This window comes from Nocardioides renjunii (assembly GCF_034661175.1).
Lineage (GTDB): Bacteria > Actinomycetota > Actinomycetes > Propionibacteriales > Nocardioidaceae > Nocardioides > Nocardioides renjunii.
The window spans coordinates 4241104-4262366 of the sequence record NZ_CP141058.1 but is presented as its reverse complement, the minus strand read 5'-3'; the positions used below and the strand labels follow the sequence as shown (position 1 = coordinate 4262366).

The window sequence follows — 21263 nt, the reverse complement described above, 5'->3', positions numbered from 1 at the left end:
TGGAGAACCCTCCCAAAGCGGCGCGGCCCGTGTCCGGAGTTCCCTCGAACACCGGGGGAATTTTGCTGTCCGCTTGATCACAGCTCCGGGAAGCCTGTCGGGATGCGGGTTTCCTAGGACTCCTGTGCCGGCTTCGTGAGGGTGAGGTCCATCGATCCCTGGGCGTCGGGCGGGACCACGAGGAGGGCGAAGGACTGGGTGCCGACCCACCAGCTCGGCGGGGTCATGATCCGCAGCCGGCCCGGGTCGAGGTGGTCGGAGACGTACTCGCAGGCCTTGTCCCGGCAGTTCAGTGCGTAGACAGGGAAGCTGGTGGCCACGGTGACGCCCCACGCCCCAAGCGCGGGTGACACGTTGGACGCCTCGAGGTAGGTCAGCGTGCCCGGGGAGGTCTGGCCGCCGCCGGGCGCAGGCACCAGGACGGGCGGCGTCGCCGGGTAGCGCCCCACCACCCACTGGCCGGGGGACGTGGCGGCGTACGTCACCGACGGGCCGTTGACGGCCAGGTCGTCGGCGACCGCGGCGGCCCGGATCCGCAGGGTGGTGGGTCGTTCGGCCGCCGGCCGGTCGGCGGCGATCGTCATCGTGTAGTCCCCGGTCGCCGGGAGAAGCCAGGGGCCGCGGACGGTGCACCCGTCGTTGGCGTTCATCTGGTTGCAGTCGTGGAGGATCGCGTCCTGCAGCTCACGGCCGTCGGGGCGGACGACCCGGATGGCGCGCGTGGTGTCGGAGGCGACGGCACCGGTGGCCGCGTCGAGCAGCTCGGCGTAGACCCACTGCCCCGCCTGGCCGGTGAAGGCGACCTCGTGGGTCGTGGCGGCCGTGCCCAGTGCCGGGACCGGGATCCGCGGGCCGTCGACCTGCGCCGCGTGCCGGACGGTCAGCACGGTCTCGAGGGCGGTCTCCGGCGGGAGGGCGACCCAGTGCTCACCGGGGGTCGTCAGCACGAGGGGTCCGGTCGCGGGCGGGTGCATCACCGTCCGGTCCGGGCCGACCACCTCGGTGACCGGCGCGCTCGTCGTCGCCTCGACGCTCTGCGCCTGGCCCACCGGAACGGGGACGAGGTGGGTCACCCGCGTCCTACGGCCGACGACGCCGGCGACGCCCGGGACGGCGACCGGGTGCTCGACGACCCGGCGGACCTGCACCCTCACCTTCTGCTCCGGCAGCCGCCGGCACGGCTTGGCCAGTGCGGTGTACGTCGCGGTGCGGGGCAGCCGCCAGTAGCCCCGCGCCCACGGCTGCACGACCCTGCCGCTGCGGGTCCTGAGGACCCTGGCGCCGCACGTCCGTGCCTCGCCCCAGCGCGCGAGGTTGACGAGCTGGCCGTCGCGGCCGTCGAATGTCAGGCGCACCCGCGCGCGGCTCGAGGCCCCGACCGAGCGGTGGCCGAGCGCGACGTCGCGGTTCTTCGCCGTGGCCGACGAGGCTGCCGCGTCGCGCGGAGCCGGTGCCGCGGACGACGATGCGGCCTGGGTGGGCACGAGCAGGGCGAGCCCGAGAGCGGTGACTGCCAGTCGATGAAGCATGTGATCCCCCGATCAGGTGGGCGCACGGTGCGCTCGCGGGGGAGACGCTAGTGGCGGCCGGTTGGTTGTGACCCGGCCGGGGCGGCCCTCTCAGCCGGCTGGCGTCGCCCGCGAGAGCAGGGCGAGGGCGCGGCGCGCGAGGGGCTCGGCGACAGCGCGGTCCGCGGCGACCAGGCCCACCCGCGTACGCCGCTCGAGCAGGTCGTCGACGTCGTGCGCGCCCTCGTGGGTGAGGGCGAAGACCAGCTCGGCCAGGGTGACCGGGACCTCCTCGGAGGGGGGCGCCAGGAGCTCGGCGTCGTCCAGCCCGGTGGCCTCGCGCGCGGTGGCTAGCACGAGGTCGGCGTCGGTGCCGAAGCGGCGTACGAGCCGGGCAGGTGCGGTGCACGCGCGCAGCTGCTCGGGCGTGCCCGCGCCGAGCAGCGGGAGCGAGGCGGTGCGGCAGGGACCGGCCGCCAGCCGGGCCGACGCCACGACCGCGTCGAGCGTGTCCTCGGCCATCCGGCGGTAGGTCGTCAGCTTGCCCCCCACCACGGTCGTCACGCCCGTCCGCGAGGTGAGGACGGCGTGGCGGCGCGAGAGGTCGGCCGTCGCGTCGGTGCCCGCCACCTCGAGCAGCGGCCGGAGCCCGGCGTACGTACCGACGACGTCCGCCCGCACCGGCGGCGTCGTGAAGGCTGAGGACACCGCGTCGAGCAGGAAGTCGACCTCCTGCTCGCTCGGCGTGGGCACGTCGGGGACCGGTCCCGCGGCGGGCACGTCGGTGAGGCCGAGGTGGAGGGTGCCGTCCGGCTGGGGCAGCACCATCGCGAAGCGCGAGGCGGAGCCCGGGAGGGGCACGACGACAGCGACCCGGGTGTGCGGGAGCGCCGAGCCCCGGAGCACGAGGTGGGTGCCGCGGCTGGGGCGCAGCCGCACCCGGTCGTCGAGGTCGCCGGCCCACACGCCGGTCGCGTTGACCACGGCCCGGGCGCGGACGGCGTACGTCGCCCCGGTGAGCTCGTCGCGCAGCTCGACGCCGGTCCCGGTGGCGCTCGTGACCGGGGCGCGGGTGCGGACGTCGGCGCCGTACGACGCCGCGGTGCGGGCGACGGTGACCACCAGCCGGGCGTCGTCCTCGAGCTGCCCGTCCCACCCGAGCAGGCCACCGCGCAGGGTGTCGGCGCGCAGGGCGGGCGCCAGGCTGAGGGTCTCGGTGGCGTTGAGGCGCCGGGGCCGGGGCAGCGTCCGCGCGCTGGTGTGGGCGGTGCGGCGCAGCAGGTCGCCGGCGTGGAGCCCGCTCCACGTCAGGGCCGCGCGGCTGCGGGACATCGCGTCGTCGACCGGGGTGAGCATCGGCAGCGGGTGGACGAGGTGTGGCGCGGTGACGTCCATGAGGATGCCGCGCTCGACGGCGCTCTCGCGGGCGATGGCGAGCCGGCCCTGCGCGAGGTAGCGCAGCCCGCCGTGCACCAGCTTGGAGGACCAGCGCGAGGTGCCGAAGGCGAGGTCGTGGGCGTCGACCGCCAGCACGCTGAGGCCGCGGGTCACCGCGTCGAGCGCGACGCCGGCGCCGGTGATGCCCAGCCCGACCACCACGACGTCGACCTCGTCGGGGATGCCGGCCAGGCCCGGCGTCACCGGTCGGGCGGCCGGCATCAGGACTCGGCGGAGAGCGAGGCGGTGACCAACCGGGCGTACTCGGCGTCGAGGTCGGCGAGGCCGATCTCCTCGTCGGTCATGGTCAGTGCGGAGAACACGAAGCCGTGGCCGGCCAGGGTGAGCGAGCGCGCCATCAGGACCGGGTCGCCGCTGCGGATGGCGCCGGAAGCCTGGCCGCTCGCGATCTCGGCGGCGAGGATCTCGATGAGGGCCTCCTGCGAGCGGCCCCGGCGGGAGAGGAGGTAGGGCAGCATCAGGTCGGGGTCGAGCTCGACGATGCGGACGAAGAGCTCGTTGTCGCGCAGCGCGCGGACGGTGCTCAGCGCGGCCGCCGCGATGCCGGTGGGTGTCGTGGTGTCCGCCGCGGCGACACGGGTCGCGGCCGCGATGCCGACCCACTCGCGGGTCATCAGGTCGCCGAGCAGGGAGCCCATGTCGGCCCAGGCGCGGTAGATCGTCATCCGGGACACCCCGGCCCGCCTCGCCACCTCGGTGAGGGTCGTCCGCCGCCAGCCGACGTCCAGGATGCAGTCCCGGGCGGCGTCGAGGTAGCCGTCGAGCCGAGGCTCGGTGATGTGACGAAGTGACGACATGTGTCACACTGTAACGCATGACTCCGGAGACGTACGCCACCGAGATGCATTCGCAGCGGTGGGGCGACCCGGCCGCGGCCACCGTCCTCCCCGACTCCGCCCTCAGGCTGGTCGACCTCGCCTTCGGCCTGCAGGAGCGCCCGGCCGTCACCGGCGCGACGCCGCCCCCGGTCGGACTGGACGACGGTCTCCTCGACGGGCTCCGGGCGGTCGTCGGTGCCGACCACGTGCTGGTCGACGACGCGACGCGCGCGGTGCGCACGCGGGGCAAGTCGACGCCCGACCTGCTGCGCGCCCGCGCCGGCGACCTCGGCGACGCCCCGGACGCGGTCGTGCGACCCGACGGGCACGGCGAGGTCGCGGCCGTGCTGGCCTGGGCGGCCGAGCACCGCGTGGCGGTCGTCCCGTTCGGGGGCGGTACGTGCGTGACCGGCGGGCTCGTGGCCCGCCGCGACGGCTTCGCCGGCGTGGTCTCGCTCGACCTCGTGCGGATGAAGCGGCTGCTCGCCGTCGACGACGTCTCGATGACCGCCACCCTGCAGCCGGGTCTGCGCGGCCCGGAGGCGGAGGCGCTGCTGGCCGCGCACGGGCTGACGCTCGGCCACCACCCGCAGTCCTTCGAGCACGCCTCGATCGGCGGCTTCGCGGCCACCCGCTCCAGTGGGCAGTCGAGCGCCGGCTACGGCCGCTTCGACGCGATGGTCGTCGGCCTCACCGCGGCCACGCCGACCGGCTCGCTCGACCTCGGCTCGTCGCCCGCCAACGCCGCCGGCCCCGACCTGCGCCAGCTGCTGCTCGGCTCGGAGGGCGCCTTCGGCGTCATCACCTCGGTGACCGTGCGCGTACGCCGCGCGCCCGCCGTGGCGACGTACGAGGGATGGCGGTGGCCGTCCTTCGACTCAGGCGCCGACGCGATGCGCGCCCTCGCCCAGTCCGGCCTGCTGCCGACGGTGCTGCGGCTCTCCGACGAGAACGAGACGGCCATCAACCTCGCCGACCCCTCGTCGATCGGCGGGACCGACGACCCGGGGTGCCTGATGATCACCGGCTACGAGGGCACCGCCGAGCAGGTGGACGCGCGACGCGCGGCGGTCACCACGGTGCTCGAACGCCTCGGCGGCACGCCGCTCGGCGCCGGTCCGGGCGAGCGGTGGGTGCACGGGCGCTACGGGGCGCCCTACCTGCGCGACGCGCTCCTCGACCACGGCGTCCTCGTCGAGACGCTGGAGACCGCCACCTTCTGGTCCGACCGCTCGCGCCTGCACGCCGACGTGAGGGCCGCCCTGCAGGCCTCGCTCGGCGACGGCGCGCTGGTCCTGTGCCACGTCTCGCACGTCTACGAGACGGGGTGCTCGCTCTACTTCACCGTCGCGGCCCGCCAGGGCGACGACCCCCTCGCACAGTGGCAGGCGGCCAAGGCCGCCGCGAGCGACGCGATCGTCGCCGCGGGCGCCACCATCACCCACCACCACGCGGTCGGCACCGACCACAAGCCGTGGCTGGCCCACGAGATCGGGGAGGTCGGCGTCCGCCTCCTCCGCGCCGTCAAGGCCGAGCTGGACCCGGTGGGGGTGCTGAACCCGGGAGTCCTCATTCCGTAGAACCCAGGGGCGGGTCGTCGGGGTAGTCCAGTGGCGAGCGGTCGTGAGGCACCCCGCGGGACGACGGGTGGCCACTGGACTACCCCGCGGGACGACGGGTGGCCACTGGACTACCCCAGGCCCGGCCGTCGGTCGCCGAACGACCAGACCAGCAGCTCGGTCTCCTCGGAGGCCGTGACCACCCGACCCCCCTCGCCGTCGAGGCGTACGGCGTCCCCGGCGCGCAGCGCCACGCCCTCGAGGTCGGCGGCGCCGGTGGCCGCGAAGACGTGCTGGCGCGGGTCGTCGGGGAGGGCGACGGCCCGACCGGGACGCAGCCGCGCCACGAGGAGCCGGGCGCCGCGGGTGCCGATCGGCAGCCCGGCGCCCCCGACGACCTCGACCAGGTCGGTGGCCGGTGCCGGCGCGTCGCCCAGGACGTACGACGGCGCCCCGCCCGGCTGGGACGGGGCGAGCCACGCTTGGACGAACCGGCAGCGTCCCGACGCCGGGTCGGCGACCTCGCTGTGCCGGACGCCGGCGCCGGCCGACAGCACCTGCGCGTGGCCGGCCGCCACGACGTGCCGCGCCCCGGCGGAGTCGGTGTGGACGAGCGCCCCCTCGAGCACCCACGTGACGATCTCCAGCTCCGAGTGCGGGTGCTCGGGATAGCCCGCCGGCCGAGACCCGCTGGGGTCGAGCAGGTCGTCGTTGTGGCACACGAGCGGCCCGAAGCCGAGGTTGGCCGGGTCGTAGTGCGGGCCGAAGGAGAAGGAGTGGCGCGTGACCCGCCCCGCCTCGGTCGAGGACGACCTCTGCGAAGCGGCGTACAGGGCCATGCTCATGCCGATATCTTCGCGGATGTGGCTCCCCCGCATGACTTCCCCCTGCTCCCGCCCGGATTCCGGTTCGGCACGAGCACCGCGAGCTACCAGATCGAGGGGGCCGCGGCGGAGGACGGACGCGGACCGAGCATCTGGGACACCTTCTCCTCCGAGCCGGGACGAGTGAGCGACGGCAGCAGCGGCGCGGTCGCGTGCGACCACTACCACCGCGTCGACGAGGACGTGGCCCTGATGCAGCAGCTCGGCACGGGCGGCTACCGGTTCTCGATCGCCTGGCCACGCATCCAGCCCACCGGGCGCGGCCCCGCCAACGCGAAGGGCCTGGAGTTCTACGACCGGCTCATCGACACCCTCCTCGCCCACGGCCAGCAGCCGATGGTCACGCTCTACCACTGGGACCTGCCGCAGGCGCTCGAGGACGACGGCGGCTGGCTCAACCGCGACACGGTGGACCGCTTCGCCGACTACGCCGCCATCGTGGGGGAGAGGTACGCCGACCGGGTCGAGCACTGGATCCCCGTCAACGAGCCCAACGTCGCCTCCATCCTCGGCTACGGCCTGGGCACCCACGCCCCCGGCAAGGCGATGCTCTTCGACTGCCTCCCCGCCGCCCACCACCTGCTCCTCGCCCACGGCCGCGCCGTGATCGAGCTGCGCCGCGCCGGTGCCACGTCCATCGGATGCGCCAACAACCACGCCCCCATCTGGCCCGCCAGCGACGACGACGCGGACGTCGGGATGAGCAAGATCTTCGACGCCCTGTGGAACGGCACGTTCCTCGAGCCGATGCTGCTCGGGCGCTACCCCGCCGACCTGATGCCGCTGTTCGAGGACGTCATGCAGGACGGCGACCTCGCGACGATCCGCCAGCCGCTCGACTTCTACGGCGTCAACTACTACAACCCGCTGAAGGTCGCGGCCGCCGACGAGGACAGCGAGATCCCCTTCGACCTCCGTCAGGTGGTCGGCTACCCCACGACCGACGTTGGCTGGCCGATCGTGCCCGACGCGCTGCGGGAGTGGCTGGTGATGTTCCGCGCCCGGTTCCGCGCCGCCCTCCCGCCGATCGTCATCACCGAGTCCGGGTGCAGCTACAACATGGGTCCCGACGAGGACGGCGTCGTCGACGACCAGCCCCGCATCGACTACCTCCGTGCGCACCTCAACGCGGTGTCCGAGGCGATCGTCCGCGGCGTCGACGTCCGCGGCTACTACTGCTGGTCGCTGATGGACAACTTCGAGTGGGCCGAGGGCTACACCCAGCGCTTCGGCCTGGTGCACGTCGACTACGAGACGCTCGAGCGCACCCCCAAGAAGTCGTTCCAGTGGTACGCCGACCTGATCCGGGCCCAGCCGCAGCACCTGTGAGCGGCGCCGGCATGACAGGCACGACCCCACCTATAGGCTCCCCGCCATGAGCACCCGTCGCGTCGTGTACGTCGTCGGCTCGGGCCGCAGCGGCACGAGCACGATGGCGGGAACGCTGCGCACGCTCGGCCTCCACGTGCCCCAGCCGGAGGTCGTCGCCGACGCCACGAACCCCAAGGGGTTCGGCGAGCCGCGGTGGGTCGTCGACCTCCACACCGAGCTGCTCGCCCGCAGCAACGTCCAGGTCTCCGACGCCCGCCCGCGGGCGTGGCTCGACACCGGCACCACCAGCGGCGACCACGCCACCCGCGAGCGGGTGGCGACCTGGCTCGAGGGACAGTTCGAGGCCGCCGACGAGCTGGTCGTCAAGGACCCCCGCGCGTCGTGGTTCCTCGGCCTGTGGCGGGCCGCGGCCGACCGCTGCGGCGCCACGTCGTCGTACGTCACCATGCTCCGACCCGTGACCGAGGTCGTCGGCTCCAAGCAGACCTACTACGGCCAGATGGGCGCCGGCTCCGACCAGGGCGCGATCACCCGCACCGCCGCGTGGGTCAACATGATGCTCCACACCGAGCGCGCCACCCGTGGCCAGCAGCGGGCCTTCGTCCACTACGGCGACCTGCTCGACGACTGGACCCGGCCGGTCTTCGCGCTCGGCGAGGCCTTCGACCTGACGGCGGTGAGGACGGCGATGGCCGTCGACATCGCCGAGGTGCACCGCTTCATCGACCCGTCCCTGCGCCGCGTGACGATGACGTGGGACGACATCGGCGTGCCCGACCGGCTGCGCGAGCTCGCCGACGAGACGTGGCGGGCGCTCGAGGCGGTCGCCGCCGACGACACCACCGCCCACCAGGAGTGGTGCGACCAGCTGCGCACCGCCTACGCCACCCAGTACGCCGAGGCCGAGGCGTTCGCGCACTCGACCGTCGTGGCCCAGCGGCGCACCGCCGCCGCGCAGGCCCGGCGCGAGGCGGCGGGCCAGGCGCCGGAGCCGGCGCGCCGCAGCGGCGCCGACCGGGTGCCCCACGCCGTACGCGCGATGGTGCCGCCCGCGGCGCGCCGGACGCTCCGGCGCGCGATCGGGCGCGAGCGCCCCCGAGGTCCGGGCCAGGGACCTGCCTGATGCCCGACATCGCCTCCCTCGAGCGCGAGCCCGGCTACGACGTCACCTGGCCGTGGACTTCCGGCGAGCCGCTCACCCCCGGGCTGACCTGCGTCTTCCGGGTCCGCAACGAGGCGCGCAACCTGCCGTGGGTGCTGCCCCCGATCTTCGCCGCCGTGCAGCAGGTGCTGCTGGTCGACAACGGCTCGGACGACGGCACCGCCGACGTCGCGCGTCGCGTGGCCGAGGAGTGCGGCGCCGCCGACCGGCTGACCGTCCTGGACTACCCCCACCGCGTCGCGCGCGCCGGCGGCGAGCACCTCGCCACCCCCGCGACGAGCGTCCACTCGCTCACCCACTTCTACAACTGGTGCTTCTCGCACGTCCGCACGACCTACTCGATGAAGTGGGACGGCGACATGGTCCTGACCCCCGAGGGCACCGGCATCCTGCGCGACCTCTCGTGGCAGCTGCAGTCGACACGGGCGATCGTCGCCATGCCGCGGCACCCGCTCACCGTGGTCGACGACTCGACCGGCTGGCTCGACCTGTCCCTGCGCTTCCTCGAGCCGTGGGTCTACCCGATGGGCCCGGAGTTCACCTTCGTCAAGGCCTTCGACTGGGAGCTGCGCGAGTTCCCGCCCGGCGTCGAGCGCATCGTGCTCCAGCAGGGGCTGTGCGTCGAGGTGAAGTGGCTCGACGCCGACGAGTACGCCCACTGGCGACGTGACGGCGTCGACTTCACCAACACCCGGCTCTACCGCAAGCTGCGCGAGTTCGAGGTCGACGAGGCGATCCGGCACGGAGACCCCGAGGCGCTCGGCGGCCTGGTCCGGGTGACGGCCCCCGAGGGCGTCCACGTCATCGACCACGTCAGCCGCGACTGGCTCTGGCGCCAGCCGCGCCCCCTCGTGCAGCACTCGCTGCCGGCCTCCCTCAAGCCCCGAGCGCCCAAGGAGCGCGTGCGACCGTGATGCATCCCCTCCACGACCTCCGGCTCCCCGGCCCCACCCTGGTCCTCGTCGACGACTCCGACGCGCTGGCCCTCGACGCCCTCCACGGCATCGAGGACGTCCCCGGCATCGAGCCGCGCATCGTCACCGTCTCCACCCTCGACGGCCCGCTCAAGGGCTGGGGCTCGGTGCTCGTGGTCGCCGCCGACCGGGCGCGGCTGCGGCGGATGGCGAGCGCCGTACCCCTCCTCGGGCAGTGCAAGGCGGTCGCCTGCTGGCTGACCGACGCCCCCACGCCGTGGGTGCTGGTGCCGCGCCCCGAGTGGCCGCGGCTGCTGCACCTGGTCGCCCGCGAGGCCGGCGACCGCGGCGTGCTCACCGTGGCCCGCTTCGCCTCCGGCGCCCGCGCCCAGCTCGTCGTGATGGAGATGGCCCGCCAGGCCGCCGGCCCCGGCGACACCACGCACGGCGGTCTCGTCGTGGCGTACGCCGGACGCCCCGCCGCGCCGGGCCTCGATGCCCGGGCCCCGCTGCTGCCCGACGTGGCCGGCGCCGGCGACCCCGACCGGGACGTGCCGCCGGACGTCGTCGTCGCCCGTCGCGCCGGCTCCGCCCAGGTCGAGGCGGCCGCGCACCACGTCATCGACCGCGCCCCGACCGTGGTCACCGACCCGGGTCCCGAGCCGGTCGACGAGCGGATCTTCAACCCCGTCGGCTTCCGCAAGGACTGGGACCACCCCGTCGTCGACCTCGCGCGGATCGGCAGCGGCCCGGTCACCGAGGGCGTGGTCGCCGCGGCCCGGGCGTTCCAGGGTGTCCGGCTCCCGGCCGACACCCCGACCGCCGACCTGCTTGCTCTGGCGATGTCCGGCGTGCCGGTCGTCAGCCAGGGCGTCCTCGACGTCGCGCCGCCGCTCGCGGCCGCCCTGGACGCGGAGGTCGACCTCGACGACGCGCTGCGCCGCGAGGAGCACAGCCTCGCCGTGCGCCGTGCCGCCTTCGACCACCACTCCACGCTGGCCTGGCGCTCGGCGTTGGCCGCGCGGTCGGGGGTGCGCCACGTCGCGCTGCCGCCGGTCAGTGCGCTGCTGTCGACGAAGCGGCCGGAGATGCTCGACTTCGCGCTGCGGCAGGTCGCGCGCCAGCGGGGCGCGGAGGTCGAGCTGGTGCTGGCCGCCCACGGCTTCGAGCCCGACCGCGACGCCGTACGACGTGCCCTCGGCGACCGCCCGCACCAGGTCCTGTCCTTCGACGAGACGGCGTTCTTCGGCGACGTCCTCACCGCCGCGGCGCGGGCCGCGTCGAGCGAGGTGCTGCTGAAGATCGACGACGACGACTGGTATGCCCCCGACGCCGTGCACGACCTGCTGATGGCGCGGCGGTTCTCCGGCGCCGACGTGGTCGGGATGCCGTCGGAGTTCGTCTTCCTCCACGCCAACGAGCACCGCGGCGACCTCACCGTGCGCCGCAACCACCCCTCGGAGCTCTTCGCCCGCTTCGTCGCCGGCGGCACCCTGCTCCTCGACCGCGGCCTGCTCCGCTCGCTCGGCGACTTCCGGCGCGTGCGCAGGTTCGTCGACGCCCAGCTGCTGTCCGGCGTCGAGGCGGCCGGCGGCCGGATCTACCGCACGCACGGCCTCGGCTACGTCCTGCGCCGGACCGGCGAGGGACACACGTGGGTGCGCGACGACGAGGAGTTCCGCCGACCTGACATCGTGGCCTCCGAGTGGGAGGGTTTCCAGCCGAGCCTGGCGCTGGAGGTCGACCCGCTCGACCGGCCCGGCGCTCGCGGGGCCGTCGCGACGCACGGGGGAGGGTGAGGGATGTCCCGGCAGCCGGTGGTGCGCCACAACGACTGGGGGAGCCTCACCCCGGCGACCCTCGGTGACTGGGAGCCGACGCTCTCGGTGAGCGTCGTGGTGCCGACGTTCAACTACCAGCACACGCTGCCCTACGTCCTCGCCGGCCTGGCCGCGCAGTCCTACCCCGCCCACCTCCTCGAGGTCGTGGTGGTCGACGACCAGAGCTCGCCGGCGCAGCAGCTCCCGGAGGTCCGCCCGGACAACACCCGGCTGGTCCGTGTCGAGGAGGGCTGGGGCCGCGCCAACGCCTGTCATCTCGGGGCGCTCGCGGCAGAGGGCGACGTGCTGCACTGGTACGACGCCGACATGCTCGCCTTCCGCGAGGAGGTGGAGGCGCACGCCCGCTGGCACCACCTCGTCGACTACGCCGTCCCCGGCGGGCACAAGCTCTTCGTCGACCCCGAGCCCCTCCTCGGGCTCGACCCCGCGGAGGTCCGCGACCGGGTGGCGGCGGGCGCTGCCGGCGACCTGTTCCCCGGCCAGGAGCACGAGGCGCACCAGTGGGTCGAGGACTACTGGGCCAAGACCGACGACCTGCGCCTCGCCGGCCCGCGAGCCCAGCGCTTCCACATCGGCATGACCGGCTCGGTCTCCCGAGCCCTCTACGACGACTCCGCGGGCTTCGACCGCACGCTGCGGCTCGGCGAGGACATGCACCTGGGCCACTCGCTCGCCCAGGCGGGCGGCGTCTTCGTCGTGGACCGCGAGGCCAGGAGCTGGCACCTCGGGCGCTCGCAGGTGCTGCGCCGCGCCGAGCAGGTCAACCGCTACAACGATCCCTACCTGGCCGACCTGGTCCCGACGATGCGGCCCAAGCGCAACCGGCGCGGCCGGGCCTACCAGGTCCCCTACCTCGAGGTCGTGCTCCCGGCGGGCCCCGCCGACGACACGATCCGAGTTGTCGACTCGCTGCTCGACGGCGACGTCCCGGACCTGCGGGTCACGGTCGTCGGACCGTGGTCCGAGGTGCACGAGGACCGCGTCCAGCCGGTCGAGGACCCGGTGCTGGAGACCCGCCTGGTGCACCGGTCCTACCTCCACGAGCCGCGGGTGCGGCTGGTGGAGTCGGTCCCGGCCGGTAGCGACGCCGAGTTCGTCCTGACGCTGCCCGACGCCTCCCTCGCGCCGCTGCCCGCGACGCTGTCGGCCCTCCTCGACGACCTCGAGCGCACGCACCACGGCGCCCGCCTGCTGGCGTACGGCACCGGCGCGGTCGCGCGGCTGGAGCGGACGTCCGCGCTGGCCCGCGTCGCCCGCCTCGCCGGTGACGGCGACGACCGCGACGCGCTCCTCGACGAGTCGTTCGGCGTGAAGACCTACCCCGCGACGGACGTCGGCTGGGTGCCGGTCGACCAGCGCGTCGTCGAGCGGTTCACCCTCGGCGCCCGGCCCCCCGTCGACCCGGACAAGTCGGAGCACCGGCTGCGCAAGGCCCTCGAGCGGGCCCTCGAGACGGCCCCGGTGGCGGTGCGGGAGCCTGAGGCGCCTGGCGCCCCCGACGCCGGGCGGTCGAACGGCCAGGAGGACTCCCGGCGGGGGTTGTTCCGCCGCCGGTGACGTGTGTTCCTGCGCGAAGCGGAGGCGCAGAAAGTTCAATCTCCGCCGAAGAGGTCCCGCGTGTAGACCTTGTCCGCCACGTCGCGCAGCTCGTCGACCATCCGGTTGGCCACGATGAGGTCGGACCTCTCCTTGAACTTCTCGAGCTTGCGGTAGACCTTCGAGCCGAAGAAGTGCTTGTCCTCGAGCTCGGGCTCGTAGATGACGACCTTGACGCCCTTGGCCTTGAGCCGCTTCATGATCCCCTGCACCGAGGACTCGCGGAAGTTGTCCGAGCCCGACTTCATGATGAGCCGGTGGATGCCGACGACCGCGGGCCTGCGGTCGAGGATGTCGAAGGCGATGAAGTCCTTGCGCGTCGTGTTGGCATCGACGATCGCCGAGATCAGCGTCTGCGGGACGTCGGAGTAGTTGGCCAGCAGCTGCTTGGTGTCCTTGGGCAGGCAGTAGCCGCCGTAGCCGAACGACGGGTTGTTGTAGTGGGTACCGATCCGCGGGTCGAGCCCGACGCCGTCGATGATCGAGCGCGAGTCGAGGCCGCGGGACAGCGCGAAGGAGTCGAGCTCGTTGAAGTAGGCGACCCGCATCGCGAGGTAGGTGTTGGCGAAGAGCTTGATCGCCTCGGCCTCGGTCGGCGCGGTGAAGAGCACGGGTACGTCGTCCGCGTCGGCGCCCTTGACCAGCAGCTCGGCGAAGCCGCGGGCCCGCTCGGAGTCCTCGCCGACGACGATGCGGGCGGGGTGGAGGTTGTCGTGCAGCGCCCGCCCCTCGCGCAGGAACTCGGGTGAGAAGATGACGTCGGCGGTGCCCAGCCGGGCGCGTACGTCCTCGATGTAGCCCACCGGCACCGTCGACTTCACCACCATCAGGGCGTGCGGGTTGATCCGCAGCACGTCGCGCATGACGGCCTCGATCGAGCCGGTGTCGAAGTAGTTGGTGACCGGGTCGTAGTTGGTCGGTGTCGCGATGATGACCACGTCAGCGCCGGCGTGCGACTCCTCGGCGTCCGTGGTGAAGGTGAGGTCGAGGTCCTCCTCGGCGAGGAAGCGCGAGATGTCCTCGTCGTGGATCGGGCTCTCGCCGCGGCGCAGCCTCTCGATGCGCTCGGCGTCGAGGTCCAGCCCGACGACGGTGTTGTGCCGGGCCAGGAGCACCGCCATGGACAGCCCGACGTAGCCGAGTCCGGCGACGGAGATCTTCGTGGTCACGCGAGCAGTCTGCCGCACGTCGGTGGCGGCGGGGCGTCGCCGAGGTGACCGTCCCCCGTCATGGGTAGCCGGGACGCGTCAGCCGGCGACCGGCGTGACGGCGAACCACGGCTCGTCCCACCCGGAGACGCCGAGGCGTCCACGGCTGAAGTCCTGACGCGACACCGTCCGGGCGCGGCCGGAGGCGGGGTCGTAGAGGGTGAGGTCGTCGCCGGTCCCGCCGATGACCAGGACGACGTGTCCCGGCCTCCTGGCGTTGCCGACGTAGAGCGGGACGTGGTGGCCGCCGTCCACCGCGGCGGCGATGTGGTCCCAGGTCGTGCCACGGTCGCGGGGCGCGACGGTGCGCACCTCGTAGGCCCGGCCCGGGACGCCGCTGCCGCCCGCGGCCGACATCTCGGCCGCCACGGCCCACGGCTGCGTGCCGACGGCCTTGGGCCAGGGGAGCTGGAGGCGGCCGTCGCGGCCCGTCGCGCCGTTGGTGCGGTCGTGCATCGCCAGCGACTCGTCGGCGAAGCGCTGCCCAGGGCTGCGCGGGTCGGTGCGGCCGGTCGCTGCGTCGTGGCCGGTGGCGATCCACGAGGCGTACGCCGCGTCGTGCAGGATCCGTGACATCACCAGGCTCGAGGAGCCGCAGGTGGTCCGGTCGGGCTGGACGTACGAGCCGTCGGTCGGCCGGTCGGGGACCTGTTGCTGCCCACGGGTCAGGGCCTCGACGGAGCCGACGCTGGTGCGCCGGGCGTCCCGCCGCGACCGGAGGACGAGGTCCTCGACGGACGCCAGGACGTCCCTCAGTCGCGCGACCGCCTCGTCGATGATCCTCATCGGAACCCTCCCTGTCCGCAGGAAGGGTGCCCCGGCGACGGACCCCGCACAAGGGTCCGCCGCCGGACGGTGCTCGGCTCAGCCGCGGTCGCTGGAGTCGCCGGTCACCACGACGTAGAACCGCTTGCGGTCGGCGTCGGTCGTGACGGTGCCGTCGCTGTTGCGCGGGCTCACCACGAGGTGGTTGGTGTTGCCGGTGCCGGGAGGCGCGCAGTTGACGACGCCGGGCTGGCACATCGCCGCGCTGATCTCGCCGGAGAACTCCGGGTTGGCGTCCGCGCCGGGCGCGCGGCCGTTGGTGATCGCGTCGCCGTTCTGGTCGACGGTGTTCTGCAGCGCCACGACGGCGAGGACGCCGTTGTTGGCCAGGTTCTCGCCCGCGTTGATGTAGACGTTGCCGTTGGCTCGCAGGCCGGTGACGTCGGCGCCCGCGGGGGCGAGGGTCGGGTAGGCGGCGGTCACGGCGAAGCCGCCGGACTGTGCCACGATCGCGCCGGTCGCGTCGACCAGCGCCCACCGACCGACACCTGCGGGACCGGCGGGGCCCTGCGCGCCGGTCGGCAGCTGTCCGGCCTTGAAGTCGCGCGAGCGCAGCGACCCGTCCTTGACCTGCTTGGCACCGATCGTGCCCGACTTCACGTCCGCGGCCTTGATGGTCTTGTTCTTGATGTCCGTGGACGAGACGGAGTTGTTCTTGATGTCCGCGGAGCCGATCAGGCCCGCGGCGTACGACGTACCGGTGGAGGCCACGACCAGGGCCATGACGGCGACGGCCATGGACGGGGACGGGCGGCGGATGGAGGGGAGGCGCATGGGACAAGACCCTTCGTCGACAAGGCCGCCGTCCGGCGGCTCGGGAGGGGTTCGGAGTGACGCAGCACACGGATGGGTGAAGTCGGAGTTGGATTCCACTGGCACTGTGGGACCCATGGGAATGGTGAAGAAGCTGGCGACCCTCGGGATCGCGAAGAAGGTCTACGACGAGGCGCGCAAGCCCCACAACCAGGCGAAGATCAAGGAGGCGGTCCGCAAGGTGCAGGAGCGCCGCAGCGGCGGCAAGCGCTACTGAGCCGCGCCGGCCACCGGATCAGCCGGGCGGGAAGACACAGAACTCGTTGCCCTCGGGGTCGGCGAGCACCGTCCACCGCGGCATGTCCCACAGGTGGGTCGCCCCGCGCACGAGCAGCGCGCCCACGTCGCCCCGCACGTCCCAGTGGACGCGGTTGGGCTCGGTCCGCGGCTCCGGCACGCCGTTGAAGTCGAGGGTCATCCGCTCGTCGACGGCGACCCCGGTCACCGTCCAGGTGCCAAGCTCGCCGTCGCGGGTCGGGTCGGCCCCGAAGAGCTCGCCCCACCAGCGCGCCTGGGCCTCCGGGTCGTGGCAGTCGACGCCGATGCCGTGGAGGCGGTAGTCGGGCAGTCGGTCGGCGGGTCGCACGAACGCGCAGAAGTCGTTGCCCTCCGGGTCGGCCATCCGGGTCCAGCCCAGCCCGGTGTCCTCGGCGCGCGCCGTGACCGTGGCGCCGAGCGCCACCAGGTCCTCCACCGCACCGCAGTCCACGTCGAGGTGGACGCGGTTCTTGGCCCGCCGCGGCCGGTCGACGGGGTTGACCCACACGGTGTGCCCGCTCGTGGCCCCGCGCAGGCTGGCCGGCGGCTCGGGGTCGCCGACCTCGAGGCCGCCGACCGCGGCCCAGAAGCGCGACATCCGGTCGACGTCGAGGGCGTCGAGGCACAGGTCCTGCCAGGTCACCAGGCTCATGCGGGCAGTCAACCACCGGCCGCCGACGTCGTGACCGACCCTCGGCGGGGTCGCCACGACCACCCCACGGCGACCAGCCCGAACAGCACCGGCCACAGCGCCAGCCGCTCGAGTGCGCCGGCGGCGCGACCCTCCCCCGCGACGACGAACCCGACCGCTGCCGCCGCCGTGACGACGCCCGCCGCCTGCAGCCCCGTCGCGAGACGGGGCTCCGTCCCACGTAGCCGCGCCCCGAGCAGCAGCAGGGCCGCGGGTTGCGCGACGAACAGCGGTGCGGCCGCGAGCGTGTGCAGCGTCGCGTCCTGGTCGAGCGGCGCCAGCCCGGTGGCGACGGAGCTCACCCCCGAGACGACGAGCAGCCCGGTCACCCAGGGTCCGAGCCGCCCGGCCAGCAGCAGTGCGCCGCCCGCCAGCAGCACGCCGTAGACCATGAACGACCCGTTCATCACCGCGTGCCGCGGCGAGCAGTAGGCGGCCGTGCAGCCGACCTCCCCGAGCCGGCTCACCGAGTCGGACACGAAGCTGTAGCCGCCCGTGGTAGCCGCCGCGGTGACCACCTCGGTCGCGATGTAGGTCGGTCGCAGCAGGAGGAGCAGCGCGCCGAGCCGGGCAGCGCGGGACGGGGCGTCGGGCACGCGGCCACCGTAGCGACGGCGTCCGCCCAGCCCCCGCCCGGCGGCCGCGGACGACTAGCGTGCGGTCATGGACCTCGACCGCTTCGTGAGGGCGCAGGACGACCGTGGCACGTACGACCGCGCGATGGCCGAGCTGCGCGCCGGTCGCAAGACGAGCCACTGGATGTGGTTCGTCTTCCCACAGGTCGCGGGGCTCGGCCGGAGCGGGACCGCGCAGGCGTACGCCATCAGCGGCCTCGCCGAGGCCGAGGCCTACCTCGTCCACGACGTGCTGGGCGCCCGGCTGCGGGAGTGCTGCCGAGCGCTCCTCGACCTCGAGGACACGTCGGCGGAGCGGGTGCTCGGGTCGGTCGACGCGATGAAGCTGCGCTCGTCGATGACGCTCTTCGCCCGGGCGGCGCCCGAGGAGCCGCTGTTCACCGACGTGCTGGACCGCTTCCACGACGGTGAGCCCGACGAGCGGACCATCGAGCTGTTGACGTGATGAGGCGCCCCTGACTTCGGCGGCGACGTCAGCTCGGTCGACTGAGCTTTTCCGTTCTCGTCCATCGCAGCTTTCGCGATGCCTAGGGTGTGCCGGTGATCGACTTCCAGAACGGAACCTTCGTCAAGCTCGGCCCCATCGACCCGCAGGGCCTGGCGCATGAGCTCGAGCCGCTGCTGGTGGCGGGTGAGCAGGTCCTGCTCGCCTTCAAAGGGATGCGGGACTCGGTGGTGTTCACCGACAAGCGCCTGATCTCGATCAACGTGCAAGGGCTCACTGGCAAGAAGCGCGACTACACCTCGCTGCCGTTGAATCGGGTGCAGGCGTGGAGCGTGGAGACGGCAGGCACATTCGACCTGGATTCCGAGCTGGACCTGTGGTTCAGCGGCCTCGGGCGGGTGCGCCTGGAGTTCAAGGGCAACGTGAACATTCGACAGATCAGCCAGCTGGTCGGTCAGCACGTCCTCTGATTCCTGTTCCGCCCATCACAAGGGGTGGGGGATCGTTGCGTCCCTCAGGTCACCGGCGTACGACTGGGGGATGACCACCACACCGAACGAGCCCTCGACCGAGCCGACCATCGTGCCGTCCGGCGACCCGGACGTGAACCCGATCGACCCCGGCGAGGTGCCCGACTCGCCGATCCCCGAGACCCGTCCCGACGGCGACCGCTGACCGCTGCCCCGCCCTCTCTATGCTCGCGACATGACGATCCAGCAGCCGACCGAACTGACGCACGCCGCCATGCTGGGCCTGGGCGTGCACCGTCCCGAGCGGGTCGTCACCAACGACGAGATCTGCGAGGTCCTCGACTCGTCGGACGAGTGGATCCAGACCCGCTCCGGCATCAAGACCCGCCGCTTCGCCGGTGAGGACGAGACGCTGATCGGCATGTCCACGGCCGCCGCGGAGCGCGCGATGGCGGCCGCCGGCGTCACCGCCGAGCAGGTCGGGTGCCTCATCGTCGCCACCTCCACGCACCCCGAGCACACCCCGGCTTCCGCTCCGCAGGTCGCCACCGCGCTCGGCATGACCGGCACCGCGGCCTTCGACATCTCCGCAGGCTGCGCCGGCTTCTGCCACGCCCTCAACCTCGCGTCGTCGATGGTGCGCTCGGGCGCGGAGTCCCACGTCGTCGTGGTCGGCGTCGAGCAGCTGAGCCGCTTCATGGACCCGACCGACCGCGGCACCGCCTTCATCTTCGCCGACGGAGCCGGGGCCGTGGTCGTGGGACCGTCCGACGAGCCCGGCATCGGGCCCGCCGCCTGGGGCTCCGACGGCTCGCAGGCCCACGTGATCACCCAGACCCCCAGCTGCATCGGCGGGCACGGGACGGGCCAGGACCACCCGGTGGTCCAGATGGAGGGCACGGCGGTCTTCCGCTGGGCGCCCTTCGCGATGGCCGAGGTCGCCCACGAGGCGATGCGCCTGGCGGGCGTCGCCCCCGACGATCTCGACGCCTTCATCCCGCACCAGGCCAACCTCCGCATCACGCAGACCCTGGCCAAGAACATCAAGCTGCCCGAGTCCGTGGCGATCGCGACCGACGTCGTGGACGCCGGCAACACCTCGGCCGCCTCCGTCCCGCTCGCCATGGAGGCGATGCTGCGCCAGGACGAGGCGTCCGCCGGCGACACCGCGCTTCTCATCGCCTTCGGCGCGGGGCTCAGCTATGCCGGGCAGGTCGTCACCCTGCCCCCGCTCGGCTGAGCGTCCTCGTGCCGGTCGCGGTGCTCCGGCCCTAGCCGATCCGCTCGGCCAGGGAGACGAGAATGCCCTCGGGCCCGCGGACGTACGCCATCCGCCACACGTCCTCGTACTCGCCGATGCCGCCGACCAGCGAGTAGCCGTCCGCCACGACGGCGTCCACCGCGGCCCGGAGGTCGTGGACCTCGAAGCCCAGGCTGCGCAGGCCCACCACGTTGGCCATCGCGTCGGGTGACCCGTCGACGGCGTCGGGCCGGACGAAGCTGGAGAGCTCGACCGAGCTCCCGCCGCCGGGGGAGTCGAGCATCACGATCTCCGTGCGCGAGTCGGGGATGGCGATCACCGTGTCGATGAACTCGCCCTCGACCGGCTGCCGACCCTGCACCTCCAGCCCGAGGCTGACGAAGAAGTCGGTCGCTCGGTCGAGGTCCCTGACGGTGACGCCGACGTGGTCGAAACGCTTGATGTGGGTCATGACTGCCATCCTCCGTGGGTGTCGTGGTTCCTGCACCAGGGACGGAGCGGCCTGTCCGTCCTCGACATCCGGGCCGCGACCGTCAGGCCGGGCCGGGCGGCCTCATCGCAGGCGCCGGCGCCGCGAGCCGGTCGGCGACCACGGCCCACACGTCGGGGTCCACGCCCATGCCGAGGTGGGTGGAGGAGACCTCGACGTGCTCCACCGCGGCGGACGCGCGGTCGATGCACGCCTGCCACGCCACGACGCCGTCGCGGCGCGAGAACACCACGGTCAGCGGAACCCGGATGGGCGACTCGGCGTCGAGGCGCTGTGCCACGCGGGCCGCGTCGACGTCCGAGCCGCGGCCGTAGACGCGGGCGATCGTGGTGTGGCCGGCGCCTCCGGTGACGGGCGTGCCGTAGGTGATGACCCGGCGCACGGCAGCCGGGTGCCGGCGCGCGACCTCGCGGGCGATCACGCCGCCGAGGCTCCAGCCGACCAGCGACGCCGGCGAGCCCGTCTGCTCGACGAGCTCGAGGACGCGCTCGGCCAGCCGCTCCACGTCGCGCCGCGGGTCGCCCATGTTGGTGCCGAAGCCCCAGCCGCGGGCGTCGTACCCCAGCCGGCGGAGGAAGCGGCGCAGCGGCGCTCCAGTCAGCTCGGGTGCCTGCCAGCCCGGGATGTCGACCACCAGGTGGCCGTCGCCGCGGGGTGCCGCGGAGAGGCGGGGGAGCGCGCCGACGAGGCGGACCGCGTCGAGCGCGGAGCCCAGCTCGCCGAGGGCCGTCCACGTGGCGGGTGGTCCCGACGGTCGTTCGAGGTCGTCGGCGTCGGTCGCGGACCGGGCGCGCGAGCGCACCCCGGCGGTGGCGAGCAGGGCGTGCAACATGTCACGACCGTACGACGCGGCGGGGCGTGCAAGCCGCGCGGGTGAGCCGCCTCACGACCCAGGCGGGGACGCGCGGGACAGCGGCCCGCGGATTCGACATCCGCGGGCCCTCGTGTTGTCGTGGTGGGGCTGCCGGCTGTGCGTCCCACCCGTGAGTGGGGGCCTCCCTTCGTGAGGTGTCGCGCGCCGTGGCCTCGACGCCGGACCCGACGGCGTCGCGTCCGAGCGCCCCCGACGGTGCACCCCCACCCCGCGAGGTACCT

At 73.6% G+C, this 21263-nt stretch carries 22 protein-coding genes; 11 read left to right on the top strand and 11 right to left on the bottom strand.

Translation table 11 applies throughout. The annotated features are described in order from the left end of the window. Positions 1–113 precede the first annotated feature (113 nt). The 3 genes from SHK17_RS20440 to SHK17_RS20430 all read right to left on the bottom strand — a co-directional run bounded on the left by SHK17_RS20440 (position 114) and on the right by SHK17_RS20430 (position 3763). Positions 114–1529, bottom strand: a complete 1416-nt coding sequence (locus SHK17_RS20440) for a hypothetical protein (protein WP_322920557.1) — start codon at positions 1527–1529, stop codon at positions 114–116. Positions 1530–1619: 90 nt separating this feature from the next. Continuing rightward, on the bottom strand, positions 1620–3167 hold the full coding sequence (locus tag SHK17_RS20435) for a glycerol-3-phosphate dehydrogenase/oxidase (RefSeq protein ID WP_322920556.1): 1548 nt from the start codon (positions 3165–3167) through the stop codon (positions 1620–1622). Continuing rightward, on the bottom strand, positions 3167–3763 hold the full coding sequence (locus tag SHK17_RS20430; protein WP_322920555.1) for a TetR/AcrR family transcriptional regulator: 597 nt from the start codon (positions 3761–3763) through the stop codon (positions 3167–3169). Before SHK17_RS20430 ends, SHK17_RS20435 begins: the two co-directional genes overlap by 1 nt. Before the next feature lie 17 nt (positions 3764–3780). On the opposite strand from SHK17_RS20430, the gene SHK17_RS20425 reads away from it, so the two are divergent. Then, entirely contained in the window at positions 3781–5364 is a 1584-nt protein-coding gene (locus SHK17_RS20425) for an FAD-binding oxidoreductase (protein WP_322920554.1), read from the top strand. Positions 5365–5474: 110 nt separating this feature from the next. On the opposite strand, the gene SHK17_RS20420 is transcribed toward SHK17_RS20425, so the two are convergent. After that, on the bottom strand, positions 5475–6188 hold the full coding sequence (locus SHK17_RS20420; protein ID WP_322920553.1) for a pirin family protein: 714 nt from the start codon (positions 6186–6188) through the stop codon (positions 5475–5477). An 18-nt stretch (positions 6189–6206) separates the two neighbouring features. Here SHK17_RS20420 and SHK17_RS20415 point away from each other — a divergent pair, with 18 nt between their 5' ends. The 5 genes from SHK17_RS20415 to SHK17_RS20395 are packed head-to-tail and all read left to right on the top strand — an operon-like array spanning position 6207 to position 13033. Beyond that, positions 6207–7556 carry a GH1 family beta-glucosidase gene (locus tag SHK17_RS20415; protein WP_322920552.1) on the top strand — a complete coding sequence of 450 codons (1350 nt, stop codon included), beginning with the start codon at positions 6207–6209 and terminating at the stop codon, positions 7554–7556. Positions 7557–7602: 46 nt separating this feature from the next. Continuing rightward, complete coding sequence (locus SHK17_RS20410; protein WP_322920551.1) at positions 7603–8682, top strand: sulfotransferase family protein; 1080 nt, start codon at positions 7603–7605, stop codon at positions 8680–8682. Further along, entirely contained in the window at positions 8682–9635 is a 954-nt protein-coding gene (locus tag SHK17_RS20405; protein WP_322920550.1) for a hypothetical protein, read from the top strand. The genes SHK17_RS20410 and SHK17_RS20405 overlap by 1 nt, the downstream gene beginning before the upstream one ends. Continuing rightward, on the top strand, positions 9632–11434 hold the full coding sequence (locus tag SHK17_RS20400) for a glycosyltransferase family A protein (RefSeq protein ID WP_322920549.1): 1803 nt from the start codon (positions 9632–9634) through the stop codon (positions 11432–11434). The genes SHK17_RS20405 and SHK17_RS20400 overlap by 4 nt, the downstream gene beginning before the upstream one ends. 3 nt (positions 11435–11437) lie before the next feature. After that, positions 11438–13033: a glycosyltransferase family A protein gene (locus tag SHK17_RS20395; protein ID WP_322920548.1), complete on the top strand. Its 1596-nt coding sequence runs from the start codon at positions 11438–11440 to the stop codon at positions 13031–13033. 35 nt (positions 13034–13068) lie between these two features. Here SHK17_RS20395 and SHK17_RS20390 read toward each other — a convergent pair whose 3' ends face one another. From SHK17_RS20390 to SHK17_RS20380, 3 genes are all read right to left on the bottom strand, one after another. Continuing rightward, positions 13069–14241, bottom strand: coding sequence for a nucleotide sugar dehydrogenase (locus SHK17_RS20390; RefSeq protein WP_322920547.1), 1173 nt, complete (start codon positions 14239–14241; stop codon positions 13069–13071). Between the two features lie 78 nt (positions 14242–14319). Beyond that, on the bottom strand, positions 14320–15066 hold the full coding sequence (locus tag SHK17_RS20385) for a cysteine peptidase family C39 domain-containing protein (protein WP_322920546.1): 747 nt from the start codon (positions 15064–15066) through the stop codon (positions 14320–14322). Positions 15067–15144: 78 nt separating this feature from the next. Beyond that, on the bottom strand, positions 15145–15879 hold the full coding sequence (locus SHK17_RS20380) for a hypothetical protein (protein WP_322423556.1): 735 nt from the start codon (positions 15877–15879) through the stop codon (positions 15145–15147). Positions 15880–15985: 106 nt separating this feature from the next. Here SHK17_RS20380 and SHK17_RS20375 point away from each other — a divergent pair, with 106 nt between their 5' ends. After that, a complete protein-coding gene (locus SHK17_RS20375; protein ID WP_322423555.1) occupies positions 15986–16135 on the top strand; it encodes a hypothetical protein in 150 nt (49 codons plus the stop codon). 18 nt (positions 16136–16153) lie between these two features. Here SHK17_RS20375 and SHK17_RS20370 read toward each other — a convergent pair whose 3' ends face one another. Together SHK17_RS20370 and SHK17_RS20365 are read right to left on the bottom strand one after the other, a co-directional pair. Then, positions 16154–16828 (bottom strand): VOC family protein, encoded by a 675-nt coding sequence (locus tag SHK17_RS20370; RefSeq protein ID WP_322920545.1) that lies wholly within the window; start codon positions 16826–16828, stop codon positions 16154–16156. Positions 16829–16836: 8 nt separating this feature from the next. Beyond that, positions 16837–17463 (bottom strand): DUF998 domain-containing protein, encoded by a 627-nt coding sequence (locus SHK17_RS20365; RefSeq protein WP_322920544.1) that lies wholly within the window; start codon positions 17461–17463, stop codon positions 16837–16839. 67 nt (positions 17464–17530) lie between these two features. Here SHK17_RS20365 and SHK17_RS20360 point away from each other — a divergent pair, with 67 nt between their 5' ends. From SHK17_RS20360 to SHK17_RS20345, 4 genes are all read left to right on the top strand, one after another. Continuing rightward, positions 17531–17947: a DUF1810 domain-containing protein gene (locus SHK17_RS20360; RefSeq protein WP_322920543.1), complete on the top strand. Its 417-nt coding sequence runs from the start codon at positions 17531–17533 to the stop codon at positions 17945–17947. A 95-nt stretch (positions 17948–18042) separates the two neighbouring features. Beyond that, entirely contained in the window at positions 18043–18417 is a 375-nt protein-coding gene (locus SHK17_RS20355; RefSeq protein WP_172267888.1) for a PH domain-containing protein, read from the top strand. Positions 18418–18487: 70 nt separating this feature from the next. Next, entirely contained in the window at positions 18488–18622 is a 135-nt protein-coding gene (locus SHK17_RS20350; RefSeq protein WP_322920542.1) for a hypothetical protein, read from the top strand. A 30-nt stretch (positions 18623–18652) separates the two neighbouring features. Next, entirely contained in the window at positions 18653–19657 is a 1005-nt protein-coding gene (locus SHK17_RS20345; protein WP_322423550.1) for a beta-ketoacyl-ACP synthase III, read from the top strand. A 31-nt stretch (positions 19658–19688) separates the two neighbouring features. Here SHK17_RS20345 and SHK17_RS20340 read toward each other — a convergent pair whose 3' ends face one another. After that, positions 19689–20129, bottom strand: coding sequence for a VOC family protein (locus SHK17_RS20340; RefSeq protein ID WP_322423549.1), 441 nt, complete (start codon positions 20127–20129; stop codon positions 19689–19691). Between the two features lie 82 nt (positions 20130–20211). Next, entirely contained in the window at positions 20212–21000 is a 789-nt protein-coding gene (locus SHK17_RS20335) for an esterase/lipase family protein (RefSeq protein WP_322920541.1), read from the bottom strand. Between the last annotated feature and the right edge of the window lie 263 nt (positions 21001–21263).